Source organism: Streptosporangium amethystogenes subsp. fukuiense, assembly GCF_042665875.1.
Classification (GTDB): domain Bacteria; phylum Actinomycetota; class Actinomycetes; order Streptosporangiales; family Streptosporangiaceae; genus Streptosporangium; species Streptosporangium fukuiense.
This window is the reverse complement of record NZ_JBHTEE010000001.1, coordinates 2,708,570-2,728,961: the sequence shown is the minus strand read 5'-3', so window position 1 is coordinate 2,728,961 and position 20,392 is coordinate 2,708,570. Positions and strand designations below refer to the sequence as shown.

The 20,392-nt window shown below is 70.4% G+C and carries 15 protein-coding genes; 9 read left to right on the top strand and 6 right to left on the bottom strand.

Annotation, left to right across the window (positions count from 1 at the left end):
• Window positions 1-204 precede the first annotated feature (204 nt).
• On the top strand, window positions 205-600 hold the full coding sequence (locus ACFQVD_RS11800; protein WP_343980579.1) for a VOC family protein: 396 nt from the start codon (window positions 205-207) through the stop codon (window positions 598-600).
• Window positions 601-657: 57 nt separating this feature from the next.
• Here ACFQVD_RS11800 and ACFQVD_RS11795 read toward each other — a convergent pair whose 3' ends face one another.
• Window positions 658-3,873 carry a S41 family peptidase gene (locus ACFQVD_RS11795; protein ID WP_343980582.1) on the bottom strand — a complete coding sequence of 1,072 codons (3,216 nt, stop codon included), beginning with the start codon at window positions 3,871-3,873 and terminating at the stop codon, window positions 658-660.
• A gap of 70 nt (window positions 3,874-3,943) precedes the next feature.
• The gene (locus ACFQVD_RS11790) at window positions 3,944-4,123 is read right to left on the bottom strand and encodes a hypothetical protein (RefSeq protein WP_343980585.1); all 180 of its coding nucleotides are present in this window, start codon (window positions 4,121-4,123) and stop codon (window positions 3,944-3,946) included.
• A 603-nt stretch (window positions 4,124-4,726) separates the two neighbouring features.
• Between ACFQVD_RS11790 and ACFQVD_RS11785 the strand changes: the two genes are divergently transcribed.
• Window positions 4,727-5,017, top strand: coding sequence for a DUF3040 domain-containing protein (locus ACFQVD_RS11785; protein WP_343980587.1), 291 nt, complete (start codon window positions 4,727-4,729; stop codon window positions 5,015-5,017).
• A gap of 31 nt (window positions 5,018-5,048) precedes the next feature.
• Here ACFQVD_RS11785 and ACFQVD_RS11780 read toward each other — a convergent pair whose 3' ends face one another.
• From ACFQVD_RS11780 to ACFQVD_RS11765, 4 genes are all read right to left on the bottom strand, one after another.
• Entirely contained in the window at window positions 5,049-6,680 is a 1,632-nt protein-coding gene (locus ACFQVD_RS11780) for a penicillin-binding transpeptidase domain-containing protein (protein WP_343980590.1), read from the bottom strand.
• Between the two features lie 72 nt (window positions 6,681-6,752).
• Complete coding sequence (locus ACFQVD_RS11775; protein WP_343980593.1) at window positions 6,753-7,403, bottom strand: lysophospholipid acyltransferase family protein; 651 nt, start codon at window positions 7,401-7,403, stop codon at window positions 6,753-6,755.
• 570 nt (window positions 7,404-7,973) lie between these two features.
• Entirely contained in the window at window positions 7,974-9,392 is a 1,419-nt protein-coding gene (locus ACFQVD_RS11770; RefSeq protein ID WP_343980596.1) for a rhamnulokinase, read from the bottom strand.
• A 20-nt stretch (window positions 9,393-9,412) separates the two neighbouring features.
• On the bottom strand, window positions 9,413-10,474 hold the full coding sequence (locus ACFQVD_RS11765) for a LacI family DNA-binding transcriptional regulator (RefSeq protein ID WP_343980599.1): 1,062 nt from the start codon (window positions 10,472-10,474) through the stop codon (window positions 9,413-9,415).
• 196 nt (window positions 10,475-10,670) lie between these two features.
• On the opposite strand from ACFQVD_RS11765, the gene ACFQVD_RS11760 reads away from it, so the two are divergent.
• From ACFQVD_RS11760 to ACFQVD_RS11730, 7 genes are all read left to right on the top strand, one after another.
• A complete protein-coding gene (locus ACFQVD_RS11760) occupies window positions 10,671-12,212 on the top strand; it encodes a sugar ABC transporter ATP-binding protein (RefSeq protein ID WP_343980602.1) in 1,542 nt (513 codons plus the stop codon).
• Between the two features lie 64 nt (window positions 12,213-12,276).
• Window positions 12,277-13,299: an ABC transporter permease gene (locus ACFQVD_RS11755; RefSeq protein ID WP_343980605.1), complete on the top strand. Its 1,023-nt coding sequence runs from the start codon at window positions 12,277-12,279 to the stop codon at window positions 13,297-13,299.
• The gene (locus tag ACFQVD_RS11750; protein ID WP_343980608.1) at window positions 13,289-14,356 is read left to right on the top strand and encodes an ABC transporter permease; all 1,068 of its coding nucleotides are present in this window, start codon (window positions 13,289-13,291) and stop codon (window positions 14,354-14,356) included. Before ACFQVD_RS11755 ends, ACFQVD_RS11750 begins: the two co-directional genes overlap by 11 nt.
• A 10-nt stretch (window positions 14,357-14,366) precedes the next feature.
• Window positions 14,367-15,455: a rhamnose ABC transporter substrate-binding protein gene (rhaS, locus tag ACFQVD_RS11745; protein ID WP_343980610.1), complete on the top strand. Its 1,089-nt coding sequence runs from the start codon at window positions 14,367-14,369 to the stop codon at window positions 15,453-15,455.
• A gap of 160 nt (window positions 15,456-15,615) precedes the next feature.
• Window positions 15,616-16,767, top strand: a complete 1,152-nt coding sequence (gene rhaI / locus ACFQVD_RS11740; protein WP_343980613.1) for an L-rhamnose isomerase — start codon at window positions 15,616-15,618, stop codon at window positions 16,765-16,767.
• A 51-nt stretch (window positions 16,768-16,818) separates the two neighbouring features.
• A complete protein-coding gene (locus ACFQVD_RS11735) occupies window positions 16,819-18,861 on the top strand; it encodes a bifunctional aldolase/short-chain dehydrogenase (RefSeq protein WP_343980615.1) in 2,043 nt (680 codons plus the stop codon).
• 40 nt (window positions 18,862-18,901) lie between these two features.
• Complete coding sequence (locus ACFQVD_RS11730; protein ID WP_343980617.1) at window positions 18,902-20,329, top strand: L-fucose/L-arabinose isomerase family protein; 1,428 nt, start codon at window positions 18,902-18,904, stop codon at window positions 20,327-20,329.
• The last annotated feature ends 63 nt before the right edge of the window (window positions 20,330-20,392 follow it).

Below are 20,392 nucleotides of genomic sequence, written 5' to 3'. Positions count from 1 at the left end.
GCGGATCGAACCGGCCGGGTGGAGCCGAGGATTCCGTGCCGCATATCTATATATCGAGTTTGACTTATATAAGTTAAAACTGAAATACTCGTCGTCGGCCACGCCCGGGCGAGGCGCACCGGCCCGCCGGGACCGCCGGCGAGCCGACCGCCCTGGCGGCCGAGAACATCCGTACTTCCACCTACCCTGACGGGAGTTCATCCGATGTCACAAAAAATAACCACTTTCCTGATGTTCGAAGGAGCGGCGGAGGAAGCGATGACGTTCTACACGTCGCTGTTCGACGACGCGGAGATCCTCGCCATCGCCCGCTATGGTCCCGAGGGGCCTGGCGCGGAGGGCAGCGTGCAGCACGCCACGTTCACGCTGGCGGGCCAGGAGTACATGGCCATCGACAGCAACGTGCAGCACGCCTTCACCTTCACCCCCTCGGTCTCGCTGTACGTGCAGTGCGAGTCGGAGGCGGAGATCGAGCGCCTGTACGCGGCGCTGCTGGAGAACGGCGAGCCACTGATGCCGCTCGGCTCCTACGGCTTCAGCAAGCTCTTCGGCTGGACCAACGACCGCTTCGGCGTCTCCTGGCAGCTGAACCTCGCCTGATTCCTCCCCGGCCCGCCGCGGCGGATCCCGCACGCTCGTGACGCGGCCGGCTCGCGGTCAGCGGGAACGCCGGCGGGGTGGCAGGCGTGGCACCACGAGCCGAGGGCGGGCCGCCGGGTTGGGGGTGTGCGGCGGCTGCAGGACCAGGCGCTCCAGGGCGACCTCGATCGCCCGGTCCAGCTGGGTGTCCACGCCCGCCGCGTAGTCCTGCGGGGTGATGTCGACCTCGATGTCGGGGTCGGTGCCGTAGTTCTCCACCCGCCAGCCCACGTCGTCGAAGGCGAAGGAGAACTCCGGCTGGGTGGTGACCGTCCCGTCGGCCAGGTGATGCCGGGGCCAGATGCCGATCACCCCGCCCCAGGTGCGCTTGCCGATCAGCGGGCCCAGGCCGAGCAGCTTGAAGGTGTGGCTGAAGATGTCGCCGTCGGAGCCCGCCCACTCGTTGGCGATCGCCACCATCGGGCCGCGCGGTGACTCGTCGGGGTAGGGCTCTGGTACGCCCCAGCGGGGGAAGTTGTAACCCAGGCGGCGCCGGGCCAGCTTCTCCAGCAGCAGCGCCGACACGTGGCCGCCGCCGTTGAAGCGGACGTCCACCACGAGCGCCTCGCGGTCGTACTCGGTCAGGAAGCCGCGGTGGAACTCGGCGTAGCCCTCCGGGCCCATGTCGGGGATGTGCAGGTAGCCGATCCGGCCGCCGCCGAGCTCGTGGCAGCGGGCCCGGTTGGCCTCCACCCAGTCGCGGTAGCGGCCCGGCTGCTCGTCGCCGATGGCCATGACGGTGACGGTCCGCCGCTCGTCCCCGCGCCGGATGGTGAGCTGGACCTCCTGGTCAGCCTGGTTGACCAGCAGCTCGTCGGGGCTCACTTCGCCGCCGACGGGCTGGCCGTTGACGGCCAGCACCACGTCACCCGGCTGCACGTCCACCCCGAGGCGGTTGAGCGGCGAGGTCGCCTCGGGGTCCCACCGGTCACCGCCGACGATCCTCGCGATCCGGTGGACACCGTCCTCAAAGGCCCAGTCGACGCCCAGCTTGCCCTGCCGGTAGTGCGGCCGGGGCCGGTAGGCGCCGCCGCTCTCGTAGGCGTGCGAGGTGCCCAGCTCACCGAGGAGCTCCCACAGCAGGTCGGAGAACTCCCCCCGGGTGGTGACCCGGTCGACCAGCGGCAGGTAACGCAGGTAGACGCCGTCCCAGTCGAGCCCGGCCATGTCCTCGGTCCAGAAGTTCTCCCGCTGCAGCCGCCAGGCCTCCCTGAACATCTGCCGCCACTCGGCCTCGGGGCGGATGGACACCTTGACCCGGGACAGGTCCACCCATCCGCTCGTCCGGCCCGGGGTCTCGTCGCTCTCGGGCTCCTCGCCCGCCTTGACCACCCGCAGCCGCCTGCCCGCCTGGTAGAGCAACGTGCTCTGGTCACGGCCGAGCCGGAACTCCGACACGTCCCCGACCATGGTCTCCTGCTTCTGCTTGGCGAAGTCGTAGACGTGCAGGGTGCCCTCGGAGGAGTCGGCGTAGTCGTCACCGAGACTGCCCTCGACGGGAAAGGTCAGGTAGACGGCCTTGCCCTTGATGCCGGCGATGCCCTCGTAGCGGCCCTCGGGGACGGGGAAGCCGACGATCCGGTTCTCGATGCCGTCCAGATCGATGACCACCTCGGGCACCTCGTCGTCCTCGTTCTCGTCATCGTCGCCGTCGTCGTCCGTGAGAGGCCGGGGCTTGGGGACGAAGGGAGAGGTGACGTCGGTGCGGAGCGCGATCGCGTAGGGGCGGGAGCCCAGCGGGAAGCCCAGATCGAAGTGGAGCTCGTCGTAGACGGGATTGAAGACGCGTTTGCCGATGAAGTAGAGATAGTCGCCGCCCGGGTCGAAGGCGGGCAGGACGTCCGCCAGCACCGGCCGGGTGGCGAAGAACGCCTCGCCCGTTTCGACCCGGCACAGTTTCACCGCCGTCGTCTGCGCGGTGTCCCGGCAGGCGTACGCCAGCCAGCGGCCGTCGGGGGACCAGGCCAGGTCCTCGATCGCGCCGAACCGGCTGGAGTCGACGGTCCTGCCCTGTGCCAGGCCCCTGCTCTTCTTGGCGGCCCTGGGGGACCTCTTCGGTGCGAGGTCGACCAGGATCAGCTCGTTGCGGTGGTTGGCCACCGCGACCAGGTCGGCCGTGGGGGAGACCTCCAGCGCGGTGGCGCGGCCGACCTCGAGGTGGTCGAGCCTGACGGGGTCGGCGGAGCCGTCGGCGGTGAGCACCACCAGCACCTCGCGGTCGCCCTCGTCGCTGGCCGCAGCCACCAGTCGCTCACCGTCGTTGAGCCAGTTCAGCAGCCGGTAACGCACCCCGTACAGCGCCCCGTGCTGGCGTACCGGACCCTCCCAGGCGGCGAAGGAGAACGCCTTGCCCCGGGTGGTGATGGCCAGGCCACTGCCGTCGGGGCTGAGCGTGGCGCTGTCCAGGAAGTTCTCGGCCGAGGCGAAGCGGCGGTTGAGCTGGGTGCGCGAGCTGCGCAGCCGTACCTCGATGGGGCGCGACTCGCCCTCCTCCACCAGGTAGAGCTCGGCTCCGGCATGGTAGACCAGCCGGTGGCCGTCGCCGGACAGGTTGCGGGCGTAGTAGTCGGCGTGGTCCGAGTGCCTGCGCAGGTCGCCGCCGTTCGCGTCGCAGGAGTAGACGTTGCCCACGCCCTCGTGGTCGGAGATGAAGTAGACCCGGTCCCCCACCCAGCAGGGCGAGGCGAGATTGCCGGGGAGCGCGGTGAGCCGCCGGAACCGCCCGTCGTCGCCGGTCTCGATCCACAGATCGCCCACCGTGCCGCCTCGGTAGCGCTTCCACCGGGCGGGGTCGGCGGTGTTGCGGCCGAGCACGATCCGCGGGCCGTAGGAGATGGTGTTGGCCGGGCCGTACGGCAGGAGCTCGGGCATCCCATCCGGTTCCACCCGGTGCAGCCGGTTGCGGCCGTCGAAGGGCTGGCCCTGGTCGCTGGCGTAGACGATGCCGCCGTCGGGATCCCAGCCGGTGACGCTGGACCGGGCACCGTGGTAGGTCACCCGCCGGGCCGCGCCTCCGTCGGCGGGCATCACGTAGACCTCCTCGGGCCCCTCCTCGCGGCCGACGAAGGCGAGCCGGTCGCCATCGGGGGAGAAGCGCGGGTATCCCGCCTCGGCCACCCCGGCGGTCAGCCGGAAGGCCCGCCCGCCGCCGGCGGTGACCATCCACAGGTCGTCCTCGGCGGCGAAGACCACCATGTTGCCGAAGATCGTCGGAAAACGAAGGTAGGCGGACATCGTGTCACTCCATGATCGGGCGACCGGGTTTCATGCCGGTCGCCCGATCATGATTTCACGCCCTCGGCGGCTAGGAGGCTCGTCCACCCGGGTGGACGGACCCCGTCTCGGGCAACCTGATCTCGGGCTGTCCGGCCTGTTTCTTCGCCTGTTTGGCGGAGCGTGTCGCTTTTATGGCGGCCTTCTTGCTCTTGCCCGAGCTCTTCGCCGCCTTGTTCTTGCTGTCCTTGGTGTTCTTGGTGTCCGTCATCGTTTCCCCCGTTGTGCTTGATGGACGACGCCCTTGATTAGGCACTCAAGGGGGTTTAATACCCTTTGCAAGCATCAACCACCCACAGACTGTGTGGTTGTGGATACGGTGCGTGGCCGAGGGTGGCGCCGGCCGGCACGTCGAATCAGGTGCGCTCCTCGCGTCCGGGGGCTCCGGTGAGAGCTCCTGCCGCCGCGCTCACTCATGCCCCGATGATCGCTGTGTCGGTGTCGCGCACGCGGAGCTCGCGGTGGCGGGCCGGTGGCGGCCGGTGGCGGCCAGGAGCGCGAGGTCGCCTTCGAGGCCGTCCGAGACGGTCCGCCGACGTCGGGCGGGGGGCCGCTCGTCCCGGGGGCCGTCCGGACGAGCCGCCGGAGCGGCCGATGGCGGTGATCGGGACCGCGGGAATGTCGAGATCGCGGAGAAGGCTGGGAATCGCCCGACAGCTGAGTCGCGGCCCTTCCGCCCCCGAGGGAGGGCATGATCACGTGCTTGGATCGCGCCTGCGAAAAGAAGAGGTAAATCGCAGCCCTCGGAACGGATAATGATCTTCACGATTGGGCAGAACGTCGGCACATGGCTTGCGTTCCGGGGAGGTGATGCATGGCCTGGTCACAAGACGAGGAGCGCATGCTGCTGCAGATCGAGCGCCATCTCGTCGATGAGGATCCGCGGCTCGCCGCGCGGCTGGAGTCGTTCAACGAACGTGTCCAGCGCAAGGAGGGTGGCGGTGGCCGCAAACGCGGAACCACGAAGGGCCGGGGGCGTTCTGCCAGACGCCTGCGCCGTTCGACGGTCATCATCATGTTCAGCTGGTTGCTGATCGCGACGTTGATCGCCACGCTTCTCATCATGGTGCTGCGCCACGAGGCGGCCGCGGCGTTCCCGCTGTGACAACGGCCGCCGCCGCGATCGCGGCCGTTCGTCAGCCGAGGGCGCGCAGGAAGTCGGCGGCCACCGGGGCGGCGACCGCCCCGCCGCCGGAGCCCTCCTCGACGATCACCGCGAAGGCCAGGTCGCCGCGGAAGCCGATGAACCAGGCGTGGGTCTTCAGGTCGTCCTGCGCGCCGTACTCGGCGGTCCCGGTCTTGCCCCGGGTGCCCCGGGGCAGGCCCGCGTCCTTCGCCGTTCCCTTGGTGACCACCGCGGACATCATCTGGTGCATGCCGGGCATGACGGCCTCGGGGAGCGGCTGAGACTCGACCTTCTGCTCGACCGAGGGGACCAGGGTCGGCGGGCGCCAGGTGCCGTCGGCCAGCGCGGCGGCCACCGAGGCCATCATCAGCGGACTGGCGGTGATCCGGCCCTGCCCGAAGGACTCCGCGGCCAGCTCCGCGTCGCTCTGGGCTCTGGGAAAGCTGCCCTTGGCGGCCGGGACGCCGATGCTGAACTGCTTGTTGAAACCGAACAGCTCCGCGGTGCTCAGCAGTTTGTCGGCGCCCAGCCGCTCCTTGGCCAGGGGCGCGAAGGTGGTGTTGCAGGAGTGGGCGAAGGAGTCGGACAGCGACACCGAACCGTAGGCGGCGTGGTGGGAGTTGCGGATCGGCAGGCCGCCGACCTTGACGTCCTTGGGGCAGGTGACCCGATCGCCCGGCTTCATCCCCTCGGCCAGCAGTCCCACGGCGGTGACCGCCTTGAAGGTCGAGCCGGGGGGATAGTTGCCGTCCAGTGCCCGGTTGAAGCCGCCCTTGTTGTTCACCACCGAGAGGATCTCGCCTGTCGAGGGTTTGATCGCGACCAGCGCGGTGGTCTTCTCCAGGTCGCGGACCGCCTCGACCGCGGCTCGCTGGACCCGCATGTCCAAGCTGGTCTCCAGGTTCTCTCCGGCCTCGCCCTCGATCTTGCCGAGCGTCTTGACGGTCTTCTTGTCCGCGCCGACGAGCTCGACCTCGGTGTCGGGGGTGCCGGCCAGGCGCTTCTGGAAGGTGCTCTGCAACCCGCTCGCGCCGACCGCGTCGCCGACCTTGTAGGGGACCCCCAGTTTCGCGACGCTCTTCGCCGTGGCCTTCTCCAGGTAGCCGACGAGCTGCTGCACCGAGCCGCCCACGTCGGCGCCGTCGATGCGGGCGCCGTCGGCGGAGGTGATCGCGGCACGCTCCGGCCACTTCGTTCTCAACGCGAAGACGGTGGTCGCGGTCAGGTCGGGGTGGACGGCACTGGGCGACCACCTGACCCGCCAGTGCCGGTCGACGACCGCCAGGTCGACGCTGCCGGAGTAACTCCACTCACCGACGTCCTTCAGCTTCAGCGTCGCGGTGTAGGAGGCCTGGCCGGTGCCGTCCCCGGTCTCGCGCACCCCGTCGAGCCGTACCACGGTGTTCTCCACCGCCAGGGCCTTGCGCATGTTGTCGTACGTCGTGGCGAGTGCCGGATCCGGCGCTGCCAGCTCGGCGCGCATGCCCGCCAGGTCGCCGCTCTGCCAGGCGCTGACGAATCGCTGTGCGGTCTCCTGGGGCGTGCCCCTGGTGTGCAGGTACCACCAGGCGCCGCCGCCGGCGGCCCCCGCCACCAGTACGACGGCCACCGATGTGATCGCGATCGTTCTGCCCCGTGCCACGTGATCCCCTCAGCTCTCGGTCCCCCAGGGCCGCAGCCTAGCGTGACCTGCGCGAGATATTCCGATAAATGATCATTTGCCCTGTGTACGGCTGGGCGCGTAGCTCGTCACGTACTCCTGCCCGGACAGCTCCTGGATCGCGGTCATGATCTCGTCGGTCACCCTGCGCCGGTCGCGCGCGCTCGTCTCGGAGCCGGTGAAGGTCATCGGCTTGCCGATGCGGACGTTCACCCGGCCAGGCCTGGGCCTCGCGGCACCGATCGGCAGCACCTTGTCGGTGCCCTCCATCGCCACCGGGACCACCGGCGCGCCGGTGGCCAGGGCCAGCCAGGAGACGCCGACCTTGCCCCGGTAGAGGCGGCCGTCGGGAGAGCGGGTGCCCTCGGGGTAGATGCCGAACAGTTCGCCGTTGCCGAGCACCTTCGCCGCCGCGTCGAGCATGTCCTGGGCCGAGGTCGGGCTCTGCCGGTCGATGCTGATCTGGCCGGTGGCGCGCATCCACATCGCGGTGACGGGGTTACCGGTGAAGTACTCGGCCTTGGCGACGAAGCGCACCTGGCGCTTGAGCACCAGCGGCAGGAAGGTCGAGTCGAGGATCGACAGATGGTTGGAGGCCATGATGGCCGGGCCCGTGACGGGAACGTGCTCATGCCCGGTGACCGTGGTCGGCCAGAGCAGATGCAGGAGCGGAGCGCTGACAGTCTTGGTCAGGCGATAGAGCACGGACTCTCCTCATGAGACGGGTTCACCACACTAGGTGGTGGCCCGACGGCTGACGGTTGTACGCAACCGCACAAGCGGAGCGGCCGGGTTTGTAGCCCTCCTCCAACAGCGTGGCCCTTTTCCGGGGCGAGCCCGACGAAATCCTCCGGTCGAGCCCGGTGAAAAAGAAACGTCCCGCGAGCCCTGGGGGCTCGCGGGACGCGATGTCTTGGTGCCGATGTGGCGGTCGCCTCCTCGGCGAGAGGCACAACACGGCTCCAGCCGAACGGTATTCCGTGAAGGCGGTAATTTGCGGCCCGGGGGACACAAACCACATCGGCACGATCACTCTAACGGACGTCCGCCGGTGGTTATTCCGCTTCTCCCGTCACCGGCGTGTCAGACAGGGCCGGTGGCCTCCGGCCACTCGCAGCTCACGGCGGGAATCGGGCGGCCCCGCCGCGCGACGTCCCGGCCCGCGAGGTGCGGTCTCATCCGCCGGGAGCGGCGTGCGAGGGGAAGGTTCAAGGCGCGGGTGTGCTCTTTCGGCGGCCGGCCGCGGGGATCGCCGGCGCGGCGCCGCAGGAAGGCTCAGCAGTCGGCCAGCCGGGCCTGCGCGCGGGCCCACGGCTCGTCGTCCCCTTCGGGGAGGTAGGTGACCAACTGCTCGCTCTGCCGCACCAGGGCGCGGATATCGGAGACCACCCCTTGGGCGCGGGCCTGGACCAGGGCGTTGCCGAGGGCGGCGGCCTCCACCGGCCCGGCGACCACGGGCAGGCCGGTCGCGTTGGCGGTCATCCGGCAGAGCAGCGCGTTGCGGGCGCCGCCGCCGACCACGTGCACGACCTCCACATCCCGGCCGCTGAGGCGCACGGCGTCGCGAAGCGTGCGCCGGTAGGCCAGGGCCAGGCTCTCCAGCACGCACCGTACGGTTTGCGCCTGTCCCCGCGGGGGCCGCTGGCCGGTTCGCTCGCAGTAGGTCGTGATCCGGGCCGGCATGTCGCCGGGGGGCATGAAGACCGGATCGTCCGGGTCGACCACCGCCTGGAACGGGTCGGCCTGCGCGGCGGCGTCGAGCAGGCCGGCCACGTCGGTCTCGCCCCAGGTGCGCATGCACTCCTGCAGGATCCACAGACCCATCACGTTGCGCAGGTACCGGACGGTGCCGTCGAGGCCGCCCTCGTTGGTGAAGTTGGCCAGACGGCTCTCCTCGGTCAGGACGGGCTCGGGGAGTTCGAGCCCGACCAGCGACCAGGTGCCGGAGGAGATGTAGGCGAACCGTTCGGTGCTCGCGGGTACCGCCGCCACCGCGGAGGCGGTGTCGTGCGAGGCGACCGTGGTGATCGGGGTGGAGTCAGGCAGCCCGGTCTCCGCCGCCACCTCGGCCAGCAGCGTCCCGGCGGGCGCTCCGGGGTGCCGCAGCTCCGGTAGCAGCCCGGCGGGCAGACCCAGTCGCTCCGCCAGCCCCCGTGCCCAGTCGCCGGTCCGCACGTCGTACAGGCCGGTGGTGGAGGCGTTGGTGACCTCCGCGCCGACGGAACCGGTCAGCCAGCGGGTCAGCAGGTCCGGGATCATCAGCAGCGTCTCGGCGCGGCCGAGATCCGGTTCGGCGAGCAGCTGGTAGACGGTGTTGAACGGCAGGAACTGCAACCCGCCGACCTGGTAGAGGGTGTCGGCTCCCAGGTCGGCGACGACCCGCTCCATGATCCCGTCGGTCCGCCCGTCGCGGTAGTGCACCGGGTTGCCGATGAGCCGTCCCGCGCCGTCGAGCAGCCCGTAGTCGACGGCCCAGGAGTCGATGCCGATCGAGTCGACCGGCCCGGCCTCGCGAAGCCCGTCGAGCACCCCTCGATAGAGGGCGAGGATGTCCCAGTGCAGGGTGCCGTCGACCCGGACCGGGCGGTTGGCGAAGCGGTGCGCCTCGGTCAGGCCGATCCGCTCGCCTTCGATCCGCGCCGTCATCACCCGGCCGCTGGAGGCTCCCAGGTCGACCGCCGCGTAAACGCTCATCTGTCACTCACCACTCGTGGTCAGGTGGCCGCCGCCGTTCCGTCCGCCTCTCGGCCGGTGGACTCGCGGGCGACCAGTTCGGGCTGGAACATGATCTGCCGGTGGGCGTGCTCGCCGGGGTTGCCGCACTCGTCCAGCAGCAGTTCGGTGGCGATCCGCCCGAGTTCGTAGGTGGGCTGACGGATCGAGCTCAGCGACACCGCCGAGGCCACCGTGAAGTCGATGTCGTCGTAGCCGATCAGGGCCACGTCACCGGGCACGCCGACCCCGGCCTGGTGCAGGCCGCGCAGTACACCGAGGGCGAGCATGTCGTTGGCGCAGAAGATCGCCTCGGGCAGCCGCCGGGAGCGGATCAGCCGCTCCGCCGCCTGCTGGCCCGCCCGCGCGGTCATCGCGGGCATCTCCACCGTCTCCAGCGCGGTCGCCGGGGCGAGACCCGCGGCGGTGAGAGCCAGCTCCACGCCCCGTCTGCGGTCCGCGCACTGCCGGATGGTCAGCGGGCCGGTGATGTGGTGGATGCTCCGCGCGCCGCGCTCCAGCAGGTGGCGGGCGGCCAGCCGGCCGCCCGCCACGTCGTCGACGCTCACCGAGCACAGGTCGGGCCGGTACGCCGGGTGGTCGACCAGCACCACGCTGATGCCACGCTCGCGCAGCTCGTCGAGCCGCCGGGGATCGTCGTCCGACGGCGTGATCAGCACGCCGCGTACCCGATGTTCGGCGAACACGCGCAGGTTGTGCTCCTCCTTGGTGCGGGAACCTCCCGAGTTGCCGAGGATCACCGCGTAGCCGAGCTCGCTGGCGACCTCCTCGGCGCCCGCGGCGACGTCGGTGAAGAACGGGTTGCCGATGTCCATGAGCGACAGCCCGATGGTCCGGCTGTGCCCGGCGCGCAGCGTCGAGGCGGAGCCGTGCCGGACGAAGCCGAGCTCGCGGATCGCGCGCCTGACGCGCTCCCGGGTCTCGGGGGCGACCCGCTCCGGCCGGTTGAGCACGTTGGACACCGTGCCGGGGGAGACCTGGGCGACCCGAGCGACCTCCTTGATGCCGACGCCGCTCACCCGCTGCCCCCCTTGACCCGGCATAGATTAAAACGTGTTACACGATGTCGGCAAGACCTTACTCAAAGATGGCGGTAGGCCTACCACCCCCCTGCCTGCGTAGTTGTCGTAACGCGTTGGAAACGAGAGCTTCACCACCCATTGACAACGCCGGACGCTGCGGATTAGCGTCCGGTCAGTCTTCTAAAACGTTTTTAGAGCAGGGAAGGGGTGTGGCGCGGTGACCGCACCGGGCGAAGGGGAGGCGCCACCCGGGCCGCCCCCCGACGGGGCCCCTCCGGTCCTGGCGCTGGCCGGGGTCAGCAAGGCGTTCGGCGCCGTGCAGGCGTTGCGCGAGGTCTCTCTGAACCTTTACGCCGGAGAGGCGCACGCGCTCGCCGGGGAGAACGGCGCGGGGAAGTCCACTCTGGTGAAGACCCTGGCCGGGGTGCACCGTCCGGACGCCGGGCAGGTCCTGCTGGACGGAGAACCGGTGGAGTTCGGCAGTCCCGCCGACGCCCAGCAGGCGGGCGTGGCCGTGATCTACCAGGAACCCACGATGTTCCCCGACCTGTCGGTCGCCGAGAACATCTTCATCGGCCGGCAGCCCAAGGCCGCGCTCCGCCGCATCGACCGCAGGGCCATGCACGGCCGGGCCGCCGAGCTGTTCAAACGGCTCGGCGTGGCGCTCGACCCCGAGCAGCCGGCCCGTGGTCTGTCCATCGCCGACCAGCAGCTCGTGGAGATCGCCAAGGCGCTCTCCCGGGACGCCCGGGTGCTGATCATGGACGAACCCACCGCGGCGCTGTCTGGCAACGAGGTGACCCGGCTGTTCAACGTGGTCAAGGCGCTGCGCGAGCAGGGGTGCGCGGTGCTGTTCATCTCGCACCGCCTGGACGAGATCTTCGAGCTCTGCCAGCGGGTCACCACGCTGCGCGACGGCGGCTGGATCGCCAGCGAACCCGTCGCGGGCCTGACCCACGACGACCTGATCCGCCGTATGGTCGGCCGCGACCTCGACAACCTCTATCCCAAGCAGGAGACCGTGGTCGGCGAGGTCGCCCTCAAGGTCGGCCGGCTCACCCGTGAGGGCGTGTTCACCGACGTCTCCTTCGAGGTGCGGCGAGGCGAGATCGTGGCACTGGCGGGGCTGGTCGGCGCCGGGCGCAGCGAGGTCGCCCGGGCCGTCTTCGGAGTGGACCGCTGGGACGCCGGGACCGTGGAGGTCAACGGAGAGCGGCTGCCGCCCGCGTCCCCGACCGCCGCGATGTCCGCGGGCCTGGCCCTGGTCCCCGAGGACAGGCGTCAGCAGGGGTTGGTGATGGACCACTCGATCGAGCGCAACATCGGCATCACCGGCCTGAAGGCGCTGCGCCGTGGCCCGGTGATATCCCGGGCCGCCGAGCGGGACCGCGCCCGCGACTGGGCCATCCGGCTCCAGCTCAAGTTCAACCGGCTGTCGGACGCGGTGAACGTGCTCTCCGGCGGCAACCAGCAGAAGGTCGTGCTGGGCAAGTGGTTGTCCACCAAGCCCGACGTGCTCATCATCGACGAGCCCACCCGGGGCATCGACGTGGGCACCAAGGCCGAGGTGCACCGCCTGCTGTCCCAGCTGGCCGCCGACGGGCTCGCCGTGCTGATGATCTCCTCCGACCTGCCCGAGGTGCTGGGCATGGCCGACCGGGTGCTCGTCATGCAGGAGGGGCGGCTCGTCGCCGAGATCCCGCGGGAGCGGGCCACCGAGGAGAGCGTGATGACCGCAGCGACCGGAGGGACCTCGTGATCGACAGGAACGAGGGCGCCGGAAAGCGCGGTGCCCGGGTCATGCGGCGGACGGAGGATGCCTCGTGAGCACCGTCACCGCCGGGCGGAGCACCCGGAACCTGGTGGACCTGGTCTTCCGGGCCCGCGAGCTGAGCATCGTGGCGGCACTGGCCGTCCTGGTCATCGTGACCGTGGGCGTCAACGGCAACTTCCTGTCCGAGCAGGGCGTCAAGGACATCTTCCTCAACGCCTCCATCCTGGTGCTGCTCGCCGTGGGCCAGTCCGTCGTGGTCATCACCCGCAACATCGACCTGTCCGTCGGCTCGGTCGTCGGCCTGGTGGCCTTCACCGTCGGGGACTTCCTCGCCGCCGACCACGGCAGGGGCATCGTCTTCGCGGTGGTGCTGGGCGTCGCGATCGGCGCGCTCTGCGGACTGGTCAACGGCCTGCTGGTCAGCTTCGGCCGAGTCCCGGCCCTGGTGGTGACGCTCGGCACGCTGTACGTGATCCAGGGCGTCGACCACTACATCGCCCACGGCAGGCAGATCAACGCCGTCGACCTCCCTCCGGCGCTGCTGTCGCTGGGCAACGGCACGGTGTTCGGCATCCCGTACCTGCCGATGATCGCCGTCCTGGTGATGCTGGCCGTCGGCTACTACCTGCGCTCCTACGCCTCCGGCCGGGACTTCTACGCCATCGGCTCCAGCCCGGAGGCGGCGGCGCTGGCCGGTGTGGCCGTACGGCGCCGCGTCATGGCGGCCTATCTCTTCAGCGGTGCGCTCGCCGGCCTGGCCGGGGTGCTCTGGCTCTCCCGGTTCGGCACCGTCGTCGCCGACGCCGCGAACGGCTGGGAACTCCAGGTGGTCAGCGCCGTCGTGGTCGGCGGCGTGGCGATCACCGGCGGTGTCGGCACCGTGTACGGCGCGGCCCTCGGCGCGCTGCTGCTCACCACGATCACCAGCGCGCTGGTCGTGCTCAAGGTCAGCCCGTTCTGGCAGCAGGCCATCACCGGCGCGTTGCTGCTTCTGGCGATCAGTGTCGACCGGCTGCTCGCCCTGCGGGTCGCGAGGGTACTGCGGAGGAGGAACTCCCGACATGGCTCCTGACGTGAAGTCCGCCACCGGCGCCGCGGACACGGCCGCTCCGTCCCTCGCCGGGCTGCCGGAGCGTGGCTCGCCAGGCCGCCTCCTCCGCTGGGACGTGCTGGTCGGCCTGCTCCTGGTGCTCGTCTTCATCGGCGGCTCGGTGGGATCGCCCGGCTTCGCCGGCGTCGACAACCTGTCCTTCGCCCTCGGCGACCTCGGTGAGATCGCGCTGATCGCACTGGCGATGACCATGCTGGTCGTCGCCGCCGAGGTGGACCTGTCGGTGGCCTCCGTGCTCGGCCTGTCGAGCGCGCTGGTCGGCACCCTGTGGGACGCCGGCTGGGCGATCGAGACGATCATCCCGCTGGTGGTCGTGGTCGGGGCGGTGTGCGGCCTGGTCAACGGCCTGCTGGTGACCAGGCTGGGACTGCCCTCGCTGGCGGTGACGATCGGCACGCTGGCGCTCTACCGGGGGCTGGCCTACGTGGTGCTCGGGGACAGGGCCATCGCCGAGTTCCCGCAGCAGTACGTCTCCCTCGCCGTGGAGGATGTTCCCGGTACCCCGATCCCCTATCCGGTGGCGCTGTTCGTCCTGCTGGCGATCATCACCGGCGTCGTGCTGCACGCCACCGGATTCGGCCGCTCGCTGTTCGCCATCGGCGCCCAGGAGGAGGCCGCGCTGTTCGCCGGCATCCGGGTCAAGCGCGTCAAGCTCATCCTGTTCGTGCTCTCCGGCACGGTCGCCGCCTTCGCCGGAGTGATCTTCACCCTCCGCTACGGAAGCGCCCGCGCCGACAACGGCATGGGCCTGGAGCTGGCCGTCATCGCGGCCGTCCTGCTGGGCGGCGTCGACTTCGACGGCGGCAAGGGCACCCTCGGCGGGGTGATCGCCGGAGTGCTGCTCATCGGCCTTCTCCGCAACCTGCTCATGCTCAACGACGTGTCGACGGAGATCCAGTCGATCGTCACCGGACTCCTCCTGATCATCTCGGTGATCACCCCGCGTCTCGTTGCCGTCATCGGGCAACGCCGGCGCCGTCCGTCACCCGTCCCATCGCCCACACCCCCCGCATCCTGAGGAAGCGCTTATGTTCACTGTTTCGCGAAGGTCCGCCTCGACCGCGGTCATGGCCGGCCTGCTCTCGCTCGGGCTCGTCGCCTGCGGCGGCGGCACCACCAAGGACTCGGCCGGCTCGGCGGCCTCCTCGGCCCCGGCGGCCTCGGCTCCGGCCACGGCCGACCCGAACGCGCCGCTCAAGGAAGGGCTGAAGCTCGCGTTCCTGCCCAAGCAGATCAACAACCCCTACGAGACGATCGTCGACAAGGCGGGCATCGAGGCGGCGGCCGAGTTCAAGGGCGAGGCCAAGGAGGTCGGTCCCTCCGACGCCTCGGCCTCCTCGCAGGTGTCCTACATCAACACGCTGACCCAGCAGGGCCACGACGCGATCCTGATCGCGGCCAACGACGCCAACGCGGTGTGCGGCCCGCTTCAGCAGGCCCGCACCAAGGGTGTGAAGATCGTCTCCTACGACTCCGACGCCTCCAAGGACTGCCGGGACATCTTCATCAACCAGGCCAACTCCGAGGAGATCGGACGCAGCCAGGTGAAACTGCTGTCGGAGATGATCGGCGGCAAGGGCGAGGTGGCGATCCTGTCGGCGACGGCGAACGCGACCAACCAGAACACCTGGATCGAGTTCATGAAGGACGAGCTGGGCAAGCCCGAGTACGCCGAGCTGAAGCTGGTCAAGGTCGCCTACGGCGACGACGACGACCAGAAATCCTTCCAGGAGACCCAGGGACTGCTGCAGGCATACCCGGACCTGAAGGGCATCATCTCCCCGACCACGGTCGGCATCTCCGCCGCCGCCCGCTACATCTCCGGCTCCAAGTACAAGGGCGAGGTCGTGCTGACCGGGCTGGGCACCCCGAACCAGATGCGCCAGTTCGTCAAGGACGGCACGGTGGAGAAGTTCGCGCTGTGGAACCCCAAGGACCTGGGCTACCTGGCCTCCTACGCCGCCGCGGCGCTGGCCTCGGGACAGATCACCGGCGCCGAGGGCGAGGTGCTCAAGGCCGGCAGGCTCGGCGAGCGGACCATCGGCAAGGACGGGGAGATCATCCTGGGCCCGCCCTTCGTCTTCGACAAGGCCAACATCGACCAGTTCGACTTCTGACGGACACCGCCGGGCACGGCGCGCCCGACCCGCGCGCGCCGTGCCCGGGTGGGACCGGCCGGCGTGCGTGCCGGAACGGTCGGACCGCGTACCCCCACTGGATCAGGAAGATAGGAGGAGGGGCTGCCACGGCCGTGGCCGGGGCCGCCCCGGAGCTTCGATGAGCGACATCAAGACCGCCCTGCTGGCGCAGGCCATCGAGACCCCGTCATGGGCGTACGGCAACAGCGGTACCCGGTTCAAGGTGTTCGCCCAGCGAGGGGTGCCCCGGGATCCGTACGAGAAGCTCGCGGACGCCGCGCAGGTGCACGCCTTCACGGGCGCCGCGCCGAGCGTGGCGCTGCACATCCCCTGGGACCGGGTCGACGACTACGCCGACCTCGCGGCGCACGCGTCGAACCTGGGAGTGCGGATCGGCGCGATCAACTCCAACGTCTTCCAGGACGACGACTACATGCTGGGCAGCGTGACGAGCCCGGACGCGCGGGTGCGGCGCAAGGCGACCGACCACCTGCTGGAGTGCGTCGACGTCATGGACGCCACCGGTTCGGACACGCTCAAGCTGTGGTTCTCCGACGGCACCAACTACCCCGGCCAGGACGACATCCGTTCCCGGCAGGACCGGCTGGCCGAGTCGCTGGCCGAGGTCTACGACCGGCTGGGCGAGCACCAGCGCTTCCTGCTGGAGTACAAGCTGTTCGAGCCGGCCTTCTACACCACCGACGTGCCCGACTGGGGCACCGCCTACGCCCACTGCGTCAAGCTCGGCCCCAAGGCACAGGTGGTGGTCGACACCGGGCACCACGCGCCGGGCACCAACATCGAGTTCATCGTGGCGTTCCTGCTGCGCGAGGGCAAGCTGGGCGGGTTCGACTTCAACTCCCGCTTCTACGCCGACGATGACCTGATGGCGGGGGCCGCCGACCCGTTCCAGCTCTTCCGTATCATGTTCGAGGTGGTTCGCGGTGGCGGATACACCGAGGACGTGGCGTTCATGCTGGACCAGTGCCACAACATCGAGCCGAAGATCGCCGGGCAGATCCGGTCGGTGATGAACGTGCAGGAGGCCACGGCCAAGGCGTTGCTGGTGGACCGGGCGGCACTGGCGGCGGCGCAGTCCGCCGGTGACGTGCTGGGGGCCAACGGGGTGTTCATGGACGCCTACAACACCGACGTGCGCCCGCTCCTGGCGGAGGTACGCGCCGAGCGGGGGCTGGACCCCGACCCGATGGCCGCCTACGCGCGCTCGGGGTACTTCGAGAAGATCGCCGCCGAGCGTGTCGGCGGTGCCCAGGCCGGCTGGGGCGCCTGAGACCCGCGCCTCGCACTCTGAGAACACGGTTCATTCGTTGGGGGATATTTCATGAGAACGCCGGTTGAGAAACTGCTGCAGCGGTCACGGGCGCTCGGCGCGGACCCGCGCAACACCAACTTCGCGGGCGGCAACACCTCGGCCAAGGGCGTGGCCGTCGACCCGGTGACCGGCTCCGACGTGGAGCTGATGTGGGTCAAGGGATCCGGAGGAGACCTCGGCACGCTGGCCGAGACGGGCCTGGCCGTACTGCGGCTGGACCGGCTGCACGCCCTGAGCGGTGTCTACCCGGGCGTCGAACGCGAGGATGAGATGGTCGCCGCATTCGACTTCTGCGCCTTCGGCAAGGGCGGTGCGGCGCCGTCGATCGACACCGCGATGCACGGCCTGGTGGACGCGGCACACGTGGACCACCTGCACCCGGACGCGGGCATCGCGATCGCCACCGCCGCCGACGGCGAGGCGCTGACGGCACGGATCTTCGGCGACCGGGTGGTCTGGGTGCCGTGGCGGCGCCCCGGCTTCCAGCTCGGCCTCGACATCGCCGCGATCAAGAAGGACAACCCGCAGGCCGTGGGCTGTGTCCTCGGTGGCCACGGCATCACCGCCTGGGGCGACACCTCCGAGGAGTGCGAGGCCAACTCGCTGTGGATCATCCGGACCGCCGAGGCCCACATCGCCGAACACGGCGCGGCCGAACCGTTCGGCCCGGTCAGGCCCGGCTACCGGCCGCTTCCCGAGGAGGCCCGGCGCGAGCGGGCCGCCGCGCTCTTCCCGGTGATCCGCGGCCTGGCCTCCACCGACGTGGCGCAGGTCGGCCACTACACCGCCACCGACGAGGTGCTGGACTTCCTGTCCCGCGAGCGTCACCCCGAACTGGCCGCGCTGGGCACCTCCTGCCCCGACCACTTCCTGCGCACCAAGGTGGCCCCGCTGGTGCTCGACCTGCCCGCCGAGGCTCCGCTCGACGACGCCGTCACCCGGCTGCGCGAGCTGCACGCCGCCTACCGCGAGGAGTACGCGGCCTACTACGGCCGGCACGCCACCGCCGACTCACCCGCCATGCGCGGCGCGGATCCGGCGATCGTGCTGGTGCCGGGGGTGGGCATGTTCTCCTTCGGCCGGGACAAGCAGACCGCCCGGGTGGCCGGGGAGTTCTACGTCAACGCGATCAACGTGATGCGCGGCGCCGAGGCGCTGTCGCGCTACGCCCCGATCGAGGAGAGCGAGAAGTTCCGGATCGAGTACTGGGAACTGGAGGAGGCCAAGCTGCGCCGGATGCCGGCGCCGAAGCCGCTGGCCACCAGGGTCGCGCTGGTCACCGGGGGCGGCTCGGGCATCGGCGCGGCCACCGCCCGCAGGCTGGCCGCCGAGGGCGCGTGCGTGGTGGTGGCCGATCGCGACCTGGACGCCGCGGAGAAGGTCGCCGCCGAGCTCGGCGCCAGGGCCTACCGGGTCGAGGACGTGGCGACCGCCGTGCGGATGGACGTCACGGACGAGGCACAGGTGATCGCCGCGCTCCAGGCGACGGTACTGGCGTTCGGCGGGGTGGACCTGGTGGTCAACAACGCCGGCCTGTCGCTGTCACGCTCGCTGCTGGAGACCAGCGTCACCGACTGGGACCTGCAGCACGACGTCATGGCCCGCGGCTCGTTCCTGGTCTCGCGGGAGAGCACCCGGGTGATGGTCGGCCAGGGCATGGGCGGGGAGATCGTCTACATCTCCTCCAAGAACGGGGTGTTCGCCGGGCCGAACAACGTGGCCTACGGGGCGGCCAAGGCCGACCAGGCGCACCAGGTGCGGCTGCTGGCGGCCGAGCTGGGCCAGTACGGGATCAGGGTCAACGGCATCAACCCCGACGGGGTGGTGCGCGGCTCCGGCATCTTCGCCTCGGGCTGGGGGGCCAACCGGGCGGCGGTGTACGGGGTGCAGGAGGAGAAACTGGGCGAGTACTACGCGCAGCGCACCCTGCTCAAGCGCGAGGTGCTGCCCGAGCACATCGCCGCCGCGGTCTTCCAGCTGACCCAGCTCACCCAGACCACCGGCCTGCACATCCCGGTGGACGCCGGTGTCGCCGCCGCCTTCCTGCGCTGACCCCGCTTCCCGTGGCAATCCCCGCTGAGAGGAGAACGTCTTGACCACGGCTCTGGATCGGATCGTCCCGCCCCGCACGAAGGTGGGGCTGGTCGCCGGCGGGCTGGGGGCCTACTGGCCGCAGTTCCCCGACCTGCTCCCGCAGCTCCGGCGCTCCTCCGAGCGCGTCTCGGAGCGGATGCGGGAGCTGGGGTGTGACGTCGTCGACGTCGGCTTCATCTCCGACGCCCAGGAGGGCGCGGTCGCGGCGGAGAGGCTGCGCGAGGCCGGCTGTGACATCATCGTGGGCTTCCTGACCACGTACATGACCGCGACGATGCTCCTGCCGGTCGCGCAGCGCAGTGGCGCGCCGGTACTGCTGATCAATCTCCAGCCCAGCGAGTCGATGGACCACGCGACCTTCGACACCGGTCAGTGGCTCGCCTACTGCGGGGCGTGCCCGCTGCCGGAGATGGCCAACACCTTCATCCGCGCGGGCATCCCCTTCCGGTCGGTGTCGGGGTACCTGGAGGACGAGCGGGCCTGGGCCAAGATCGGCCGATGGGTGCGGGCCGCCGGTGTGCGCGCCGCGTTGCGCCGGGGCCGCCACGGGCTGATGGGACACCTGTACCCCGGCATGCTCGACGTGGCCACCGACCTGACCCTGGTGCCGGTGAACCTCGGCGGGCACGTGGAGGTGCTGGAGTTCGACGACCTGCGGGTGCGGGTGGAGAAGGTCACCGACGCCGAGGTCAAGGAGCGCACCGGTCTGGCACGGGAGGTCTTCGAGCTGGCCGACACGGTCAACGACGAGGACTTCGCCTGGGCCGCGCGGGTCTCGGTCGGGCTGGACCGGCTGGTGGAGGACTTCGCCCTCGACAGCCTGGCCTACTACCACCGGGGTCTGGACGGGGAGATCCACGAGCGGCTGGGCGCGGGCATGATCCTGGGCTCGTCCCTGCTGACCGCGCGGGGCATCCCCACGGCCGGTGAGTACGAACTGCGTACCTCGCTCGCCATGCTGGTCATGGACCGGCTCGGGGCAGGCGGTTCGTTCACCGAACTGCAGGCGCTGGACTTCGCGCGCGGCCATGTGGAGATGGGCCATGACGGCCCCGCCCACCTGGCGATCAGCGCGCGCCGGCCGCTGCTGCGCGGGCTGGGCGTCTACCACGGCAAGCGCGGCTGGGGCGTTTCGGTGGAGTTCGACGTGGCGCACGGTCCGGTGACCACGCTCGGCCTGCTGCAGCGGCGCGACGGGACGTTCGCCTTCGTGGTCTCCGAGGGCGTCACGGTGGAGGGTCCGCTGCTGCGGATCGGCAACACCACCTCGCGGGTGGACTTCGGCTGCGACCCGGGGGAGTGGACCGACGCGTGGAGCGCCACGGGCATCTCCCATCACTGGGCGCTGGGCATCGGCCACCGGCTGGCCGAACTGCGCGCGGTCGCCGACCTGCTCGGCATCGAGGTCGTCCACGTCCAGCCCTGAAGCGAGGCCCCGCCGGCCGCCCCTCCCGAGGGAATGACCACTCCACCGGGCGGCGGCGCGGCC